The following is a 16,525-nucleotide window of genomic DNA, read 5'->3' on the forward strand; positions in this document are numbered from 1 at the left end:
AAGGCATATCTTTTGGGATAGTCTGCTTTTGGGTGGATTCTTATATTTATGTGCATTTATTAAACTTCATCTTTTTGAACTTTACTACCTTATTCCTATTTATTTTGTAAGTCTTAGTGCAATGCTTTATTTTCTCTATCATCTAAATCTTATACAATATAGAATCTTTAAAAGTATAGTTATACTCTGTGCTTTTCTTATGTGTATAAACACTATACCTATGGGCATATATAGCTATATAACTTTGAAGGTTGAGGGAATAAAGTTTCACGATACCCTAGCTTTTGTCGCACACAGAGCAAAGGAGAAAGCAAATACCAATCAAACGCTTACGCTTTATTTTGAGGGCAATGGACGTGGTGAAAATTATGCCACTTGGTATTGGGGCTATTTTGCACAATATTTAGAAACAATCTATCATACACCACATTTTGATATCAAGACAAAAGATGAAAATTCCCCAACACTATGGGAGAAAATGAAACTATGGCATTACAATCCACAATCACCACTAAGTATTTATAATAATGATAGTGTTACTACACCACAAAGTGGAGATTTAATAATCCTAAATAGTAGCACAATTCACAACATAAATGCGCAATATATAGAGCAGCTTACACAAAAATATCGCTTGGTTTATGCCAGCAATGCCTTTGGAATACCCTATATTGCTCTAAAGCCTCTGCTAAAAACACTTTTTAGGCAATCTCAAACCCTACAAGATGCGACACAGCATAATCAAAATATCTTTAAGTTGCCACTTAGAGATTATATCTTTGAAGTGCCTTAAGATTTGTTTTAGAATCTTTATTCAAACCTCAATACCTTTAGGATTGGTTTTTAGCTCACCTTGTGCATTCATTACACATACATTATTGCATAGCCTTTTGGCTACTGCCTCATCGTGTGTAATAAGTAAAATTGTGCGATTTTGCTCTTTTTGCCATTCTTTAAGAAACGCAATCACCTCTAAACACAGCTCATAATCAAGTCCGGAAGTGCTTTCATCAAGAATAAGAAGTTTTGGCTCTACAAGCAGTGCTCGTATAAGGCATATTCTTTGGGCTTCACCTCCTGAAATCATTGCTACATTTTTTTCTAAAATCTCCCTTTGCAACCCTAATGTTTCAAGCAAAGATTCAATATGTTTTAAATTCTCCTTATAAGTTGTGCCACGCAAATATATAAGTGGCTCAATAAGATTCTCTAAACAACTCAAACGCGGATTAAGCGAGCCTATAGAATCTTGAAAGAGAATCTGCACTTGTGTGTAAAATAAACGCCTTTGGTGTATTGAAGAGAGTTTAAGAGGTTGATTATTAAAATATACCTCTCCTCTATGTCCCAACTCATCGAGTGTTGGGCTAAGTAGCCCACAGGCAATTTGAGCTAATGTGCTTTTACCACAACCACTTTTCCCCATAATTGCAAGACTCTCCCCTTCATTTAATTCTAAAGAAATATGTTTTAATACATTATTTTGTGTTGTTTTAAAGAATCTATATGATTTATATTGATAAGATACATCACAAAGTTTTAACATAGCTTTTTTCCTTACTTGTATATATGTCTTTCAAATGCTTTGTTGTAGGTGTTTTTGGAGTATAAAGATAAAAATCTTTATCCAAAGCCATATCTTCTACAATCTTGCCCTTATCTACCACATATACATATTGTGCCATATTTGCGACTACCTCTAAATCGTGTGTAATAAGTAAAATACCAATCTTTTTCTGCATTTGTAATGTATGTAAAGTCTCAAGAATCTCAAATGCTACATCTCTATTCAAATCACTTGTTGGTTCATCAGCAATTATAAATGGAGCTTGAGTGAGCAATGCTAAAGCTATCATTACTCGTTGCAACATACCTCCACTTAATTCAAAAGGATAAGAATCAAGCACATATTGTGCGTATGATTTTGTTTGCGTATGAGATGCTTGCGTGTTAAAGCCAGATTCTTGAAGGCATTGTAATATAAATGATTTATCGTAGGGCTTATGAAGAGCCTGAAGTGTTTCTTTAAGGTGATAATGTATGCTTAAAAGCGGATTAAAACAAGTTCGTGGATTTTGCATAATACTTGCAAAAGCAAGTGAGCGATAATACCGGGGATTAATCACTTCATTATCAAGCATAATCTCACCGCTTGTTTGTGTAAGATTACTTGCAAGGAATCCCTGCAAAGCAAGGGCACTTATAGATTTACCACTTCCACTTTTACCAAGTAATGCCACACATTCTCCACTTTTGATTTTAAGATTAAGATGAGAAATAAGAGGTGTAGAATCCATACAAATATGCAAATCACGCACCTGCAAAGTTTGTACATTTGAGAGGGAAATATTTTTAGAAAGGATCTGTTTAGAATCTTTAACCCTCTCATATTTTTTATTTAAATCATTGAGCATATTTTGCACCCCAAAATAATCTCTCAATGCCTCTCCAAGCAAATTACACGATGCCACACTCACAAAAAGTGCTAATCCCGGGTAAAGAATAAGCATAGGATAATCCCACATATAATCTTTTGCTTCATTGAGCATAATACCCCATTCAGGTATTGGTGGCTGCACTCCAAGCCCTAAAAATGATAACCCAGCAATATGCAGCATAATATGTCCTATATCCATACTCGCGATAACTGCGCATTGAGAAAAAATTGGCACAAGCAAATGTCGCTTGAATCTTTGCCAACCATTTGCGCCAAAAGTATAGGAAAGTGTAACAAACTCTTTGTTTTTAAGATTAAACACAATACTTCGCACGATTCTCGCATACCAAGCCCAATGCGTAGCAATGATTGCAATCATCACATTTTCTAACCCTACCCCAAGCATACCTATCAAAAACAAAGAAAGTGCGATAGTAGGCATACCCATAAAGACATCACAAACACGCATACAGAGAGTATCAATGCGTCCGCCAATAAATCCACATAGCCCACCTACACTTACACCTAAAACCACAATCCACGCAAGAATAACAAAAGTGCAGCCCAAAGAAATACTTGCCCCATAGAGAATCCTAGAGAATATATCTCGTCCTAAATAATCTGTGCCAAGCCAATGTTCTGCGCTCATAGGAGCTAACATCGCACTTAAATCCTGCATATCTGGTTCATAAGGAACAAGAATAGGTGCAAAAATTGCAATAAGTATGATAACACTCACACTTATGAGTGCCACCTTACCCCACCAACCAAAATGTGCTAAATTATGAGAATGTAAAGTATTTGTATTTTTATTCATACATTCTCCTTAATAGCAGATTCAAAATGATAAACCTGTCCTTTTTGTGCATTTTCTGCATTTTCCATTTGTTTGCGTATGCGTGGGTCAAGCAATCCATAGCAAATATCTACTATTGCATTACACAACACAAAACAAAAACTTAATACAACGATAAAACATTGAATCACAGGATAATCGTGATTAGCTATGCCCTGAATACTATAAAGCCCAATACCTGGCAGGGCAAAGACACTCTCAATCACAAGTGCCCCACCAATCAACTCACCAAGGTGCATACCCATTGCCGTAAAAATAGGTAAAAACGCATTATAAAAAATATGCTTGACATAAAGCCTCCAGCCTTTAATGCCACGCATCTTTGCATAAATTACATATCTATCTTTTTGAGCCTCTAACATATTAGCCCGAATTAATCTCGTATTGATACATATTGACATTAGCGCAATACTTATGCTCGGCAAGATAAAGCTTTGCGCTCCCTCTATGCCTATTGCTGGTAACCACCCAAGATAAATACAAAAAAACAGCATAAGTAAAAAAGCAAACCAAAAATTTGGTGTGCTTACACCAATAAAACAAAAAAAACGAATGAGAAAATCAGGGAATCTATTATGATAATACACACTTAGAATCCCTAATGGCACAGAACATATAAAGGTAAGCACAAAACCACAGGCAACCAGTATAAGAGTTGTTGGCAAAAAATGTAAAAAATCTTCACTCACACTTCTCCCTGTCATATATGATGTTCCAAAATCAAGCTGCATTGCACTTTGTAGCCACAAAACATATTGCGTGAGAATTGGTTTATCTAGCCCAAAACTATGGCGAATCTCCTCCACAAGTTCAGGTGTGGCAGGAAGATTAGAATTAATAATATAAGTCATCACAGGGTCGCTTCCACTTAAACGCAATAAACAAAATACCACCAAAGATGCCACAAACATAATAGGCACAAGCCATAAGATTCTATAAAAAATAAGTCGCTTCATATATTCTCCTTAAGCCCTCACTCATACATTTCCCAAAATGGCACTTCATAACCAAGCACTCCCATATTGATACCCTTAATCTTTTTATGAGCGACTGCTTTGTTTCTTTGATAAGTAAGCGGTATAAAAATACTACTGTCTCGCAATAAAACCACAACTTCATTAAGTGTGTCCAAAAAAGCTTTGGTTTTAGGAGGAAGCGATATTAATCGCAAAATCAGCTCTTCAATTGCAGCTTTTGAACTTAATCCTAATAATGCAGCATAACTGCCGTGTCCAGGCACACGCATTGAATATAACTCGCTCAAAGGTTCATAAGGCATACCCCAAGTTTCGTGAAACGCCACATCAAATGCACCTTGAAGCAAACGATTTGCATAAATTGTTGGCTCACTCGCGCTCAAACGCACTTTAATCCCTAATTGCTTAAATTCATTTTGCAGGATTTCAGCAATCATTCTATGCACAGGATTATTTCCCATAAAGAGTATTTCTACACCTTTTTCACGTAATAATGTAGCTTTAGAATCTTGCAAAAGTAAAGCGATAGCTTGTTTGGCTTCTTGTGGTTGATAGGGTGTAGAAAATGAAATCTGTGTGCCTAGTGTTTGGTAAAATGTAGGTGAAAAAAGCATATCTGCGCTCTCTTGTAAATCTCCAAATACTGCTCGAACAATCTTTGTTTTATCAATACCCAAAATAATATTTTTACGTAATGCTATCGAATCCTTTTCATCATTTAAAATGAAAGCTGGTGCTGAGGAATTAAGCAAAAGGCTTGTGCTACGAATAGGTGGGCTAAGATAGGTAGCAAATTTTGAATCTTTGCGCATACTTTTAAAAATCTCTAATGGAATCTGGTCATTTCCATAAATTAAATCCACCTGTCCGCTTTTTAATGCAGCAATTTTTGAGTTTGGGTCAAAAATCACTTTGAAAAAAATCTCATCATAATACATACCATTATACGCGTCTTTATTCCAATAATGCGGATTTTTCTGCATTGTATCACTTACACCTAGCACAGATTGGGTAAGCATATAAGGACCTGTGCCAATGGGCTTTGGGTTATATTTAATGAGATTCAAGTCTTGTGGAAATGCACTCGGGGCAAGGAATCTAAATGGACGTGGCACAGCAAGCTCATTTAGTGTAGGTGTATAAGGGGCTTTAAGCTTAAGGCGCACTTTGAATTCACCTAACTTTTCTACACCCTCAAGGCGCAGAATCAAGCCACTCCACGAATGTCTGATTCTATTTTTCAGCACTGATGTAAAATTTATCACTACTGCATCGGCGTTAAATGCCTCACCATTAGAAAACTTCACATTCTCTCGCAGTATAAAATCATAACTTAATCCGTCTTTACTCACGCTCCACGAAGTTGCAAGGCTTGGAATAATATTACCTTTTTTATCTACACTCACTAAACCCTCATAAATAGCATTTTGTGCAAACATTTCATTACCTTGATAGCCCTGTGGATTCATTACTCCAACATTTCCAGATACTGCCATCGTGAGTATATTTTTCCCATACATTATGCCTATACACATAAGCACCGCTATGATGACACGCACTTTCTCTCCTCGAAAAATTAAAAATATCAATAATATATAGTATATCATACTCATTGCATAAAAAAATAAATTAAGTATTATTAATACCCTACGCTAAAATTTTTATTCAAGATTCACATAATCATTTTTAAGCGATTTAAGGGCGATGTTAGATATAATGCGCTCTTTATTTTTAAAAAAGGGCATATATGCAAAAACCACGTATCGTTTTAAAAGTCGGCTCATCAAATCTCTGCAATGGCAAAGTCATTGATAAAACACAGATTCAAGCACTTGCAAAAATCATTAGCGAATTAAAAACACAATATGATGTAATTCTTGTAAGCTCTGGAGCAGTAGCAAGTGGGCATACTGCTTTGCATATTGATAAAAATATATTACAAAATAGACAAGCTTTAGCAAGCATTGGGCAGCCCTTACTTATGGAATCTTATCGCAATGCTTTTGAGCAATACAATATTACTATCGCTCAACTTTTACTTGTATGGCGCGATTTTGATTCACGCAGGCATACAGATTATGCACGAAACACAATTGATACGCTTTTAGCTCACAATGTGCTTCCTATTATTAATGAAAATGATACAATTGCTACCGATGAAATTGTATTTGGCGATAATGATAGGCTGGGTGCGTATGTAGCGCATTATTTTGGCGCAAAGATTCTTGTGATTCTAAGTGATATTGATGGCTACTTTGATAAAAATCCACATCATCATAGTGATGCAAAAATCCTCCCTATCGTGCATACAATCGCACCTAGTGCCTTAGAAGAAAGCCATACACCAAATGAAAATTTTGCTACTGGCGGCATTGTTACTAAACTCTTAGCGGCTAACTTTTTACTTCAACATAGAGAAATGATGTTTTTAAGCCACGGGCGAAAACTCAATGTATTGCGAGATTTTTTACTCCATAAAAAGCACACCTCTGGCACACTATTTTGCCCTGCGGATTCTAAGGATATAGAGGCACTTATATGAAACTTATCCTTGCTGGGACACCTGCCTTTGCTTCAGCAATCTTTGCTCCATTGATAGAAAACAAGACATTTGAGATTCTCGCACTTATCTGTCAGCCTGATAAGCCATTTGGACGTAAAGGCGAGCTCAAATCTCCACACACAAAAGAAACTTTTTTATCACAAGATATACAGATTCTCCAGCCTGATAAAATAACTGAATCTGTGATTGCCACACTTCAAGCCCTAAAACCTGATGCTATACTTGTGGTGGCATACGGGAAAATTCTCCCCAAAGCCTTTTTGGATATTGCACCTTGCATTAATATTCACGCTTCCATCTTGCCACTATGGCGTGGTGCAAGCCCTTTACAGCAAATGATTCTCTCCCAAAATGCATATTTTGGTATAACCGCTATGAAAATGAATGAAAAGCTTGATGAAGGTGATATTTTGGGTATATCATATTTGCCAAACACTAGACAAAGCATTACAGAGCTATCCTTACAACTCGCATCTATTGGAGCAAAACTAGCACAATATGTGCTTACGCATTTGCAAAAAATTGAGCCTTTAAGACAAATCAATGCTGATGCAAGCTATTGCACAAAAATCAAAAAAAGTGATGGCTGCGTAAGTTTAGAATCTGCTAATGATGTATATAGACACTATCTCGCTTATTGTGAATGGCCTCATATTTTTATAAAGAGCACAAAAGGCTACACACTTAAACTCTTTGATGTCGCCCTTATAGAATCCTGCAACACTCACAAAGTAGGTGAAATTTTAAACATAGAATCTCAAAGCATTGTCATTGGCTGTAAATGCGGAAGTGTGCGTATAGGCTCATTGCAACAAGAAGGGAAGGCAAAGCTTAATGCTGCAATTTACCTACGCGGCAAAAGATTAAATGTTGGCGATATATTATGCTAAATGAGACATCGCAAAATAATAGCAATACGCAGCAATATATTTTTACATCTACCTTTATTACATTGCTTAAAAAACAAATGTATCATTTTGATACATTACCCTCTACCCAAACTTATGCCATTGAAATGCTTAAAAGTCAAAAATTCACTCCTCCTTTTTGTATCCAAGCTACACACCAAACACAAGGTATAGGGAGTCGAGGAAACCAATGGGAAAATATGCCACGAGGACTTATGTTTTCGTTTGCACTACCTTTAAATAGTCTGCCACAAGACTTAAAAATAGAATCAAGCTCAATATTTTTTGGCGTCATTATACGTGAATTTCTTGCTTCACTAGGCTCAAATGTATGGCTTAAATATCCTAATGATTTGTATATTAAGAGGCATAAAATTGGTGGGATTCTTACGCAAAAAGTGCAGGATAATCTCATCTGTGGTATAGGCATAAATCTTTATAATCCACTTACCTCTTTAATTTCCCAAAAATACGCTACTTTAGAAGAATCTATAAGCATCAATATACAGCCTAAAAGCTTTTTAGAGGATTTTTTTGAAAGCTTTGAAAATTTTATATCGTGGAAGCAGATTTTTAGTATTTATAAGTTAGAATTTCACAAAAATAATTCATTTTTTTTTCATCTCAATGAAGAACGCGTCAGTTTAAAAGATGTGATTCTTAATGAAGATGGCTCTTTGAGCGTGAATGGAAAAAGAATTTACAGCTTACGATAAGGAGAGACTATGTGTGAAATTATAACAATAGCAAATCAAAAAGGTGGTGTAGGTAAAACAACCACTGCTGTGAATCTGGCAGCTTTTTTAGCTTCAGCAAATAAAAATGTGCTTATTATTGACTATGATCCCCAAGCAAATGCGACAACGAGCTTTGGTATTCGCCGTAATAAAATAGAATTTGATATGTATCACGTGCTTACAGGCTCAAAAAAACTTTCACAAATTATACTTAAAACAGATATTCCAAATCTTGATATTGCACCTTCAAACATTGGTCTAGCAGGCATTGAGAAAGAATTTTATAATAAAAACAACATCAAAGGACGCGAACTTCTTTTAAGTAAAAAAATTGAAGAGATAAAAAATCAGTATGACTTTATTGTTATTGACTCTCCTCCTGCATTAGGCTCACTTACCGTTAATGCTCTTGCTGCTGCAGATTCTGTTATCGTGCCGATTCAATGTGAATTTTTTGCGCTTGAGGGATTAGCGCAATTGCTAAATACAATTAAACTTCTTAAAGATACGATTAACCCGCGTCTTAATATTAAAGGATTTTTGCCCACTATGTATTCAGGACAACATAATCTTTCAAGACAAGTATTTGAAGAGCTTACACAACATTTTAGTAAAGATCTTTTTAAAGAAAAGGGTGAATTTATTATCGTTCCACGTAGTGTCAAACTCGCAGAATCTCCAAGTTTTGGCAAACCTATAATGCTTTATGATAATCGCTCCAATGGAAGTGTGGCTTATGAAAATCTTGCTCGTGTTATCTTACAAGGAGCATAAGAACAATGGCTAAAAAAAAGTTGGCAATGGGTAGAGGGCTTGGAGCAATACTTACTGAAACAGCAGAGGCATATGAACAAAGCTTAAGTGATAATTCTTCGCTTGTGCTAGACCTTGATATTGATATTATTAAGCCAAATCCCTACCAGCCACGCAAGACTTTTAATCCACAAGCACTGCAAGAACTTTCAGAATCTATCCAAGAGCACGGATTACTCCAACCTATTGTTGTCTATGACAATGGTGATGGAGATTATATTCTTATTGCAGGAGAGAGGAGACTTCGTGCTTCAAAACTTGCGGGGTTAAGTAATATTCGAGCCATTGTCGCAGAGATTGACTTCAAGCGTATGCGCGAACTCGCTATCATTGAAAATATTCAACGTGAGGAATTAAGTGCGATTGAATTAGCTCTCTCTTATCAAGAACTTCTTGAAGAATATGGCATTACACACGAAGAGCTTTCTAAACGTATCAATAAATCACGCACACAAATTACTAATACTTTACGTCTTTTGCAACTTAGCGACGAAGTTAAGGATATGCTCAATGAAGATAAAATTTCACAAGGACACGCAAAAATGCTTGTTACTCTTGATGAAAATGAACAGAGGCTTGTGGCTAACTCTATCATAGGACAAAAATTAAGTGTGCGTGATACTGAAACACTCATTAAAAAAATAAAAGACAAACAAAATGGAAGTAAAAAATCTCCTAAAAAAAATATACATAATCTCGACAATCAACTATTACACACGCTTAAAGATAAATTAGAATCATTAGGCATACAAAGTCAAATTATTGAATCAAAAATTACACTTTCCTTTAAAAATGATGTGGAAATTGCCACCTTAATAAAAAAAGTATCAAAATAACTTGAACTTTAAGGTTTAATATATATTAACTTGTTAGAATAATCCAAGTTTCCGTAAAATTCTACAAAAGGAGGACAGAATGAGCATTACCCTTAATCCTTACCTTATGCTACTTGTTTTCATCACTTTTATGCTTCTCATCTATCTACTGAATCAATGGCTTTTTAAACCTATGTTTGCCTTTATGGATAATAGAGAAGATTTTATTAATCGTGAGATTTCAAACACTCAAAGCCATAAAGGAGATATTGAAACCATTGAAAATGAAATAACACAAATACTTTCTTTAGCACGCAAAGAAGCTGCACAAATTCTAGACAATGCAACAAAAGAAGCAAAAACAGCCTATGAAGAGAAAATCAATGCCAAAAAGGCTGAAAATGAAAATAAGTTTGCCCAAGCTAAACAAGAAATAGAAGAGCAGAAATCACAGCTCTATACAGATCTTCTTGAGCAACTTCCTATATTCAAAACAGCATTAAATGCGAAACTTAAACAAATCTAGGGGGTTGTGATGAAAAAGTTTCTTTGTATAACACTCTGTGTGGTTTTTCCCTCTTTACTTCTCGCATCTGCAAGTATTGAGGAAAGTGATTTTGTCCAACGTGTCATCAACTTTGTTATTTTCGTAGCAATTTTATGGTATTTTGCTTTTGATTCTATCAAGGGTATTTTTGTAAATAGAAAAAATGCCATTGCAGCTCGTCTTCAAGAAGCGCAAAATAATTTCCATAAAGTAAAACAAGAAAAAGAAGCAGCACAAAAACGTTTAGAAGAAAGCAAAGAAAGAGCTAAATCTATTATTAATGCTGCCAAACAAGAAGCTTATTTAGTGGAACAAAAATACAATGATCAAATCAAAAAAGACATTGAGACATTAAAATATGCTCTAGAAGCAAATATTGAATTTGAGCAAAGAAAAGCAGTGCAAGAGAGTGTCAATAAGCTTCTTAATGAGCTTATTAAAAGCGATGATGTTCGCCTCAATAAAGAAGAATATGTTAATATTATTACAAAAAGGATTTCATAATGCTCTATATTATTGCTAAAAAATACACGCAAGCCCTTATGGATTCTGGAAGTGATCTAGATGAAGCACTTAATGTCCTAAAAGGATTCTCTCTTGCTTTAAGAGATAAGAAAATTATAGATATTATTGCTTCACCTTTTTTAAGCAAAACTCAAAAAGAACAATTCCTGCTAGAAAGCGTGGGTCAGGTTGATGCCAAACTTCAAAATTTCTTTCGTCTTTTAGCAGAAGCGGATAGAATATTACTCATTCCTTACATCAGCAATGAACTTGAAAAACGTTTGCTTGCACGTAAAAAAGAGTATGCTGCCATACTTACAACTAAAGAAGATCTTGATAGTGCAACACTAGAGAAGATTCAATCTGCTTTGGCTAATAAGCTTGGTGTCAAACTTAGCATTAAGCAGAAATTGAGTGGGGCAGAAGGCATCAAGTTAAGCGTTGAAGATTTAGGTATTGAAGTATCTTTTTCTAAAGAACGTTTCAGTAGTGATTTAAAACATCACATTCTTAAAGCACTTTAATTTAACACAAAGGAGAGACAAGTGGCAACAAAAATCAAGTCAGAAGAGATTAGTTCAATTATTAAAGAGCGAATTGAAAGTTTTAATATCAATATTGATATTAGCGAAACAGGTAAAGTTATTGCTTATGCCGATGGTGTAGCAAAAGTTTATGGTCTTAATAATGTTATGTATTACGAAATGGTTGAATTTGACACAGGTGATACAGGCATTGCATTTAACCTCGAAGAAAGTAGTGTTGGTGTCGTGGTTCTTGGTTCTGGACGCACGATTAAAGAAGGAAGTTCTGTTAAGCGTCTCAAAAAGCTAATGAAAGTGCCAGTTGGTGATGCGGTTGTAGGACGTGTTATCAATACATTAGGTGAGCCACTTGATGGCAAAGGGGCAATCGAAGCAAATGAATTCCGCTTTGTTGAAGAAAAAGCTCCAGGCATTATGAAACGAAAATCTGTCCATCAACCGCTTCAAACAGGTCTTAAGGCAATTGATGCACTTGTGCCAATCGGGCGAGGACAAAGAGAACTTATTATTGGAGATAGACAAACAGGAAAGACAACAGTTGCAATAGATACAATTATCAATCAAAAGGGACAAGATGTTATTTGTATCTACGTCGCTGTTGGACAAAAAGAATCTACTGTGGCTCAAGTTGTGCGCAAACTTGAAGAACACGGGGCTATGGAATACACAGTCGTGGTAAATGCTCCTGCTTCATTCTCAGCTGCAATGCAATTCCTTGCACCATACACAGGTGTTACGATTGGTGAATATTTTAGAGATAACGCGCGACACGCACTCATAATTTATGATGACTTGAGTAAGCACGCTGTGGCATATCGTGAAATGTCTCTTATTTTAAGACGCCCGCCTGGACGTGAAGCTTTCCCTGGTGATGTATTCTATCTCCACTCTAGACTCCTTGAAAGAGCTGCGAAACTTAATGATGAATTGGGTGCTGGTTCTCTTACTGCATTGCCCATTATTGAAACACAAGCAGGAGATGTTGCAGCGTATATTCCAACAAATGTTATTTCTATTACTGATGGACAAATATTCCTTGAAACTGACTTGTTTAATTCAGGTATTCGTCCTGCTATTAATGTAGGTTTATCTGTTTCACGGGTTGGTGGGGCAGCACAAATTAAAGCTACAAAACAAGTGGCTGGAACATTGCGACTTGATTTGGCTCAATACAGAGAACTTCAAGCCTTTTCACAATTTGCTTCTGACCTTGATGAAACAAGCCGTAAGCAACTCGAAAGAGGGCAAAGAATGGTGGAAGTTCTTAAACAGCCTCCATATTCACCTCTTGTAATAGAGAAACAAGTGATTATTATCTATGCAGGTGCAAATGGTTTGCTTGATGATATTCCAGCCAATGAAGTAGTCGCATTTGAAGCCGAACTTTATCCATTCCTTGAAGCCAAATATCCTAAGATTCTTGAAGATATTAGTGCAAAAAAAGCACTTGATAAAGATATTGAAGTTGAGTTAAACAAAGCACTTAAAGAATTTAAAATAAATTTTGGGGCACAATAAAGGAGCTGATATGGGAGGCAACCTTAAAGAGATAAGGAAACAAATAACAAGTGTCAAAAATACGCAAAAAACAACAAAAGCGATGAAACTTGTTTCTAGCTCCAAACTTAAAAAAGCTGAAGAGTTAGCAAAACGTTCTAAAGTTTATGCAAAACAACTTAGTGCAATGTTTCACGATGTTGTGGCAAGAATTCGTTTGCGTGGTCTTGATAGTATTAATAGCCATTACTTTATAAAGTCTAAAGATCGTGAAATCAAAAAGCTTGATATTATTTTTATTACAGCTGACAAAGGTTTATGCGGAGGATTTAATGCAACCGTAATCAAAGAAGTAGTGCGACTTATGGAAACATACAAGCAACAAGGTATTAAAGTGCGCCTAAGAGGCATTGGCAAAAAAGGGATTTCATTTTTTGCTTTTAATGATATTGAAGTGCTTGATAAAGCGATAGGCTTAAGTTCTATGCCTGCTTTTGAAAAAGCTGCACACTTTATTGATAATGTGGTTAATGATTTTCTCAATGGTGTAACTGATGAAGTGATAATTGTGCATAATGGATTCAAGAATATGATTTCTCAAGAACTTGAAATTCAAGCTGTTTTGCCAATCACAATTAACATTGATGAAATGGAGAAGGTTTCTACGCTCAATGTGGAACCAGAAGATGGAGAAGATGAAGTGCTTGATGCACTTGCAAGAAAGTATATTCAATACAATATGTATTATGCTCTTGTAGATTCTTTAGCAGCTGAACATAGTGCTAGAATTCAGGCAATGGATGCGGCAACAAATAATGCAGGGGATTTAGTGAAAAGTCTCACAATTGCCCTTAATAAAGCGCGACAAGAAGCAATCACAACAGAACTTGTTGAGATTAATGCTGGTGTCGAAGCCATTAAATAAACTTTACAAAGGAGAAGAAATGCAAGGTAAAATTACGCAGGTAATGGGTCCAGTAGTAGATGTCGAATTCAGCTCTTATCTACCAATGATTAATGAAGCCATTGATGTGGTTTTTAATATTGAAGGAAAAGAGAATAAGTTGGTATTAGAGGTTGCTTCACACCTTGGAGATAATCGTGTAAGAACAATTGCTATGGATATGACAGAGGGACTTACACGTGGGCAAGAAGTAAAGGCTCGTGGTAAAATGATTGAAGTGCCTGTTGGTGAAGCAGTGCTAGGTAGAATCTTTAATGTTACAGGTGATATTATTGATGATGGTGAACCTCTTACTAGCGATATTAAATGGCCTATCCATAGAGAAGCACCAACTTTTGATCAACAAAGCACGAGAACAGAAATGTTTGAAACAGGCATTAAAGTTGTTGATTTGCTTGCACCTTATTCAAAGGGAGGTAAAGTTGGTCTATTTGGTGGTGCAGGTGTCGGCAAAACTGTTGTTATTATGGAGCTTATTCATAATGTTGCTTACAAACATAGTGGTTACTCTGTATTTGCTGGTGTAGGTGAGCGCACAAGAGAGGGAAATGACCTTTACAATGAAATGAAAGAAGGTGGTGTTTTAGATAAAGTTGCTCTATGCTATGGACAAATGAATGAACCACCAGGTGCTAGAAACCGCATTGCTTTTACTGGTTTAACAATGGCAGAGTATTTCCGTGATGAAAAAGGACTTGATGTGCTTATGTTTATTGACAATATTTTCCGATATGCTCAATCTGGCTCTGAAATGTCAGCACTTCTTGGACGTATTCCGTCAGCCGTTGGTTATCAACCTACACTTGCTGGTGAAATGGGCAAACTTCAAGAACGTATTACCTCAACCAAAAAAGGTTCAATCACTTCTGTTCAAGCAGTATATGTACCAGCTGATGACTTGACTGACCCAGCTCCAGCATCTGTATTCTCACATCTTGATGCAACAACCGTTTTGAATAGAAAAATATCAGAAAAAGGTATTTACCCTGCGGTCGATCCCCTTGATTCTACTTCTAGAATCCTTGACCCACAAGTTGTTGGTGAAGAACATTACAAAATCGCTACTGGTATTCAGCAAGTATTGCAAAAATATAAAGACCTACAAGACATTATTGCTATTTTAGGTATGGACGAGCTTTCTGAAGAAGATAAGCAAATTGTGGATCGAGCAAGAAAAATTGAGAAGTTTCTCTCTCAGCCATTCTTTGTGGCAGAGATTTTTACAGGTAGTCCAGGTAAATATGTAACGCTTGAAGAAACGCTTGAAGGATTCAAAGGTATTTTGGAAGGCAAATATGACCATATTCCTGAAAACGCATTTTATATGGTAGGCAATATTCAAGAGGTGCTAGAAAAAGCGCAAAAGATTCAAAGTGCATAGGGGAAATTATGGAAAAAATCACTCTAAGAATTGCAACTCCTTATGGGCGCATCTATGATGGTGAAGTAAAATATGTCATCGTGCCCGGTAGTGAAGGAGAATTTGGTGTCTTTCCAGGACACTGCGACCTTCTCTCCTTGCTTAAGATTGGGATTATTGAGTTTGAAAGCATAGATGGCGACAAAGGATTTATAGCGATTAATTGGGGGCACGCTCAAGTCTCTCAAGCTGGGACAGAAACTCACGTCAAAATTATTGCTGATGGTGCAGTAGCTATTGATGGCAACACAGAATCTGCAATCTCATCAGCTATCGAAAGCACTAAAGCTCTCTTGGAAGGAGCTTCAGATGATACATCACTTGTTGGTATGGTAGTTTCTCGTGTTGAAAATATTGCAAAGAGTAGAATCTAACATATGGATGTCTTCAAAACTTTCTTTGAAGAAAGCACAATAACAACAATTATTGTGCTTTTATGGCTTTCACTATATTTTCTCATCACACTTTGGATTTATTTTTATAAGAGTTTTATACTTAGTGATTGGCTATCAACAGAAAAACATTGCCTTGATATGCTTCTAACCAAAAGTATTCTGATGCCCAAAAATACCTTTATAAATGCCTTGCTTGAAAAAAGTGAAGGGCGCATTTCACCAGAGATTCTACAAGTATGGAAACTCAAAGCCACACAAAAAGCCACTTCATCTCTTGTTTTTTTAAATATCATTGCCTCTACAGCACCTTTTATTGGACTATTTGGAACGGTAGTTGAGATTCTAGAAACTTTTAGTGTGCTCGGAGGTGGAAATGTCTCTTTTGATGTGATAGCCCCTGTTATATCAAAAGCCCTTGTGGCGACTGCAGCAGGGATTCTTGTAGCTATTCCCGCCTACTCATTTGCCCTACTCCTTAAACGCAAAGCTTATCATATTATTACCTATATTCAAATGCAAATTGACCTTACACTCTCAAATAAGTAGA

18 protein-coding genes are annotated in these 16,525 nt (G+C 36.0%); 14 read left to right on the forward strand and 4 right to left on the reverse strand.

The window, feature by feature from the left end; translation table 11 throughout:
- Positions 1 to 793, forward strand: a 793-nt coding sequence (locus LS65_RS09770; protein ID WP_161976255.1) for a hypothetical protein, incomplete at its 5' end; no start/stop codon positions are given.
- 21 nt (positions 794 to 814) lie between these two features.
- On the opposite strand, the gene LS65_RS03185 is transcribed toward LS65_RS09770, so the two are convergent.
- Genes LS65_RS03185 through LS65_RS03200 form a run of 4 tightly spaced genes read right to left on the reverse strand, consistent with a single transcriptional unit; the run spans position 815 to position 5,829 of the window.
- Positions 815 to 1,546 carry an ATP-binding cassette domain-containing protein gene (locus tag LS65_RS03185; RefSeq protein ID WP_034360544.1) on the reverse strand — a complete coding sequence of 244 codons (732 nt, stop codon included), beginning with the start codon at positions 1,544 to 1,546 and terminating at the stop codon, positions 815 to 817.
- Entirely contained in the window at positions 1,530 to 3,254 is a 1,725-nt protein-coding gene (nikC, locus tag LS65_RS03190) for a nickel ABC transporter permease subunit NikC (RefSeq protein WP_052060966.1), read from the reverse strand. The genes LS65_RS03185 and nikC overlap by 17 nt, the downstream gene beginning before the upstream one ends.
- On the reverse strand, positions 3,251 to 4,249 hold the full coding sequence (locus LS65_RS03195; protein ID WP_236096605.1) for an ABC transporter permease subunit: 999 nt from the start codon (positions 4,247 to 4,249) through the stop codon (positions 3,251 to 3,253). The genes nikC and LS65_RS03195 overlap by 4 nt, the downstream gene beginning before the upstream one ends.
- A gap of 17 nt (positions 4,250 to 4,266) precedes the next feature.
- Positions 4,267 to 5,829 carry a nickel ABC transporter substrate-binding protein gene (locus tag LS65_RS03200; RefSeq protein ID WP_236096606.1) on the reverse strand — a complete coding sequence of 521 codons (1,563 nt, stop codon included), beginning with the start codon at positions 5,827 to 5,829 and terminating at the stop codon, positions 4,267 to 4,269.
- A 188-nt stretch (positions 5,830 to 6,017) separates the two neighbouring features.
- Here LS65_RS03200 and proB point away from each other — a divergent pair, with 188 nt between their 5' ends.
- From proB to LS65_RS03265, 13 genes are all read left to right on the forward strand, one after another.
- Positions 6,018 to 6,812 carry a glutamate 5-kinase gene (gene proB, locus LS65_RS03205; RefSeq protein ID WP_034360546.1) on the forward strand — a complete coding sequence of 265 codons (795 nt, stop codon included), beginning with the start codon at positions 6,018 to 6,020 and terminating at the stop codon, positions 6,810 to 6,812.
- A complete protein-coding gene (locus LS65_RS03210) occupies positions 6,809 to 7,723 on the forward strand; it encodes a methionyl-tRNA formyltransferase (protein WP_034360551.1) in 915 nt (304 codons plus the stop codon). Before proB ends, LS65_RS03210 begins: the two co-directional genes overlap by 4 nt.
- Positions 7,717 to 8,457, forward strand: coding sequence for a biotin--[acetyl-CoA-carboxylase] ligase (locus LS65_RS03215; RefSeq protein ID WP_084707874.1), 741 nt, complete (start codon positions 7,717 to 7,719; stop codon positions 8,455 to 8,457). The genes LS65_RS03210 and LS65_RS03215 overlap by 7 nt, the downstream gene beginning before the upstream one ends.
- Before the next feature lie 9 nt (positions 8,458 to 8,466).
- Entirely contained in the window at positions 8,467 to 9,252 is a 786-nt protein-coding gene (locus LS65_RS03220) for a ParA family protein (RefSeq protein WP_034360553.1), read from the forward strand.
- 5 nt (positions 9,253 to 9,257) lie between these two features.
- Entirely contained in the window at positions 9,258 to 10,127 is an 870-nt protein-coding gene (locus LS65_RS03225; protein WP_034360555.1) for a ParB/RepB/Spo0J family partition protein, read from the forward strand.
- 79 nt (positions 10,128 to 10,206) lie between these two features.
- On the forward strand, positions 10,207 to 10,632 hold the full coding sequence (atpF, locus tag LS65_RS03230) for a F0F1 ATP synthase subunit B (RefSeq protein WP_034360557.1): 426 nt from the start codon (positions 10,207 to 10,209) through the stop codon (positions 10,630 to 10,632).
- A gap of 9 nt (positions 10,633 to 10,641) precedes the next feature.
- A complete protein-coding gene (locus LS65_RS03235) occupies positions 10,642 to 11,157 on the forward strand; it encodes a F0F1 ATP synthase subunit B (RefSeq protein WP_034360559.1) in 516 nt (171 codons plus the stop codon).
- Complete coding sequence (locus tag LS65_RS03240; RefSeq protein WP_034360561.1) at positions 11,157 to 11,681, forward strand: F0F1 ATP synthase subunit delta; 525 nt, start codon at positions 11,157 to 11,159, stop codon at positions 11,679 to 11,681. The genes LS65_RS03235 and LS65_RS03240 overlap by 1 nt, the downstream gene beginning before the upstream one ends.
- Before the next feature lie 21 nt (positions 11,682 to 11,702).
- Positions 11,703 to 13,220, forward strand: a complete 1,518-nt coding sequence (atpA, locus tag LS65_RS03245) for a F0F1 ATP synthase subunit alpha (RefSeq protein ID WP_034360562.1) — start codon at positions 11,703 to 11,705, stop codon at positions 13,218 to 13,220.
- Positions 13,221 to 13,230: 10 nt separating this feature from the next.
- Positions 13,231 to 14,124 (forward strand): ATP synthase F1 subunit gamma, encoded by an 894-nt coding sequence (atpG, locus tag LS65_RS03250; RefSeq protein ID WP_034360563.1) that lies wholly within the window; start codon positions 13,231 to 13,233, stop codon positions 14,122 to 14,124.
- Positions 14,125 to 14,143: 19 nt separating this feature from the next.
- Positions 14,144 to 15,544 carry a F0F1 ATP synthase subunit beta gene (gene atpD / locus LS65_RS03255; protein ID WP_034360565.1) on the forward strand — a complete coding sequence of 467 codons (1,401 nt, stop codon included), beginning with the start codon at positions 14,144 to 14,146 and terminating at the stop codon, positions 15,542 to 15,544.
- Positions 15,545 to 15,552: 8 nt separating this feature from the next.
- Positions 15,553 to 15,957 carry an ATP synthase F1 subunit epsilon gene (gene atpC, locus LS65_RS03260; RefSeq protein WP_034360566.1) on the forward strand — a complete coding sequence of 135 codons (405 nt, stop codon included), beginning with the start codon at positions 15,553 to 15,555 and terminating at the stop codon, positions 15,955 to 15,957.
- A gap of 3 nt (positions 15,958 to 15,960) precedes the next feature.
- On the forward strand, positions 15,961 to 16,524 hold the full coding sequence (locus LS65_RS03265; protein ID WP_034360567.1) for a MotA/TolQ/ExbB proton channel family protein: 564 nt from the start codon (positions 15,961 to 15,963) through the stop codon (positions 16,522 to 16,524).
- The last annotated feature ends 1 nt before the right edge of the window (position 16,525 follow it).

Origin of the sequence: Helicobacter japonicus (genome assembly GCF_000762845.2) — a bacterium.
Lineage (GTDB): Bacteria > Campylobacterota > Campylobacteria > Campylobacterales > Helicobacteraceae > Helicobacter_C > Helicobacter_C japonicus.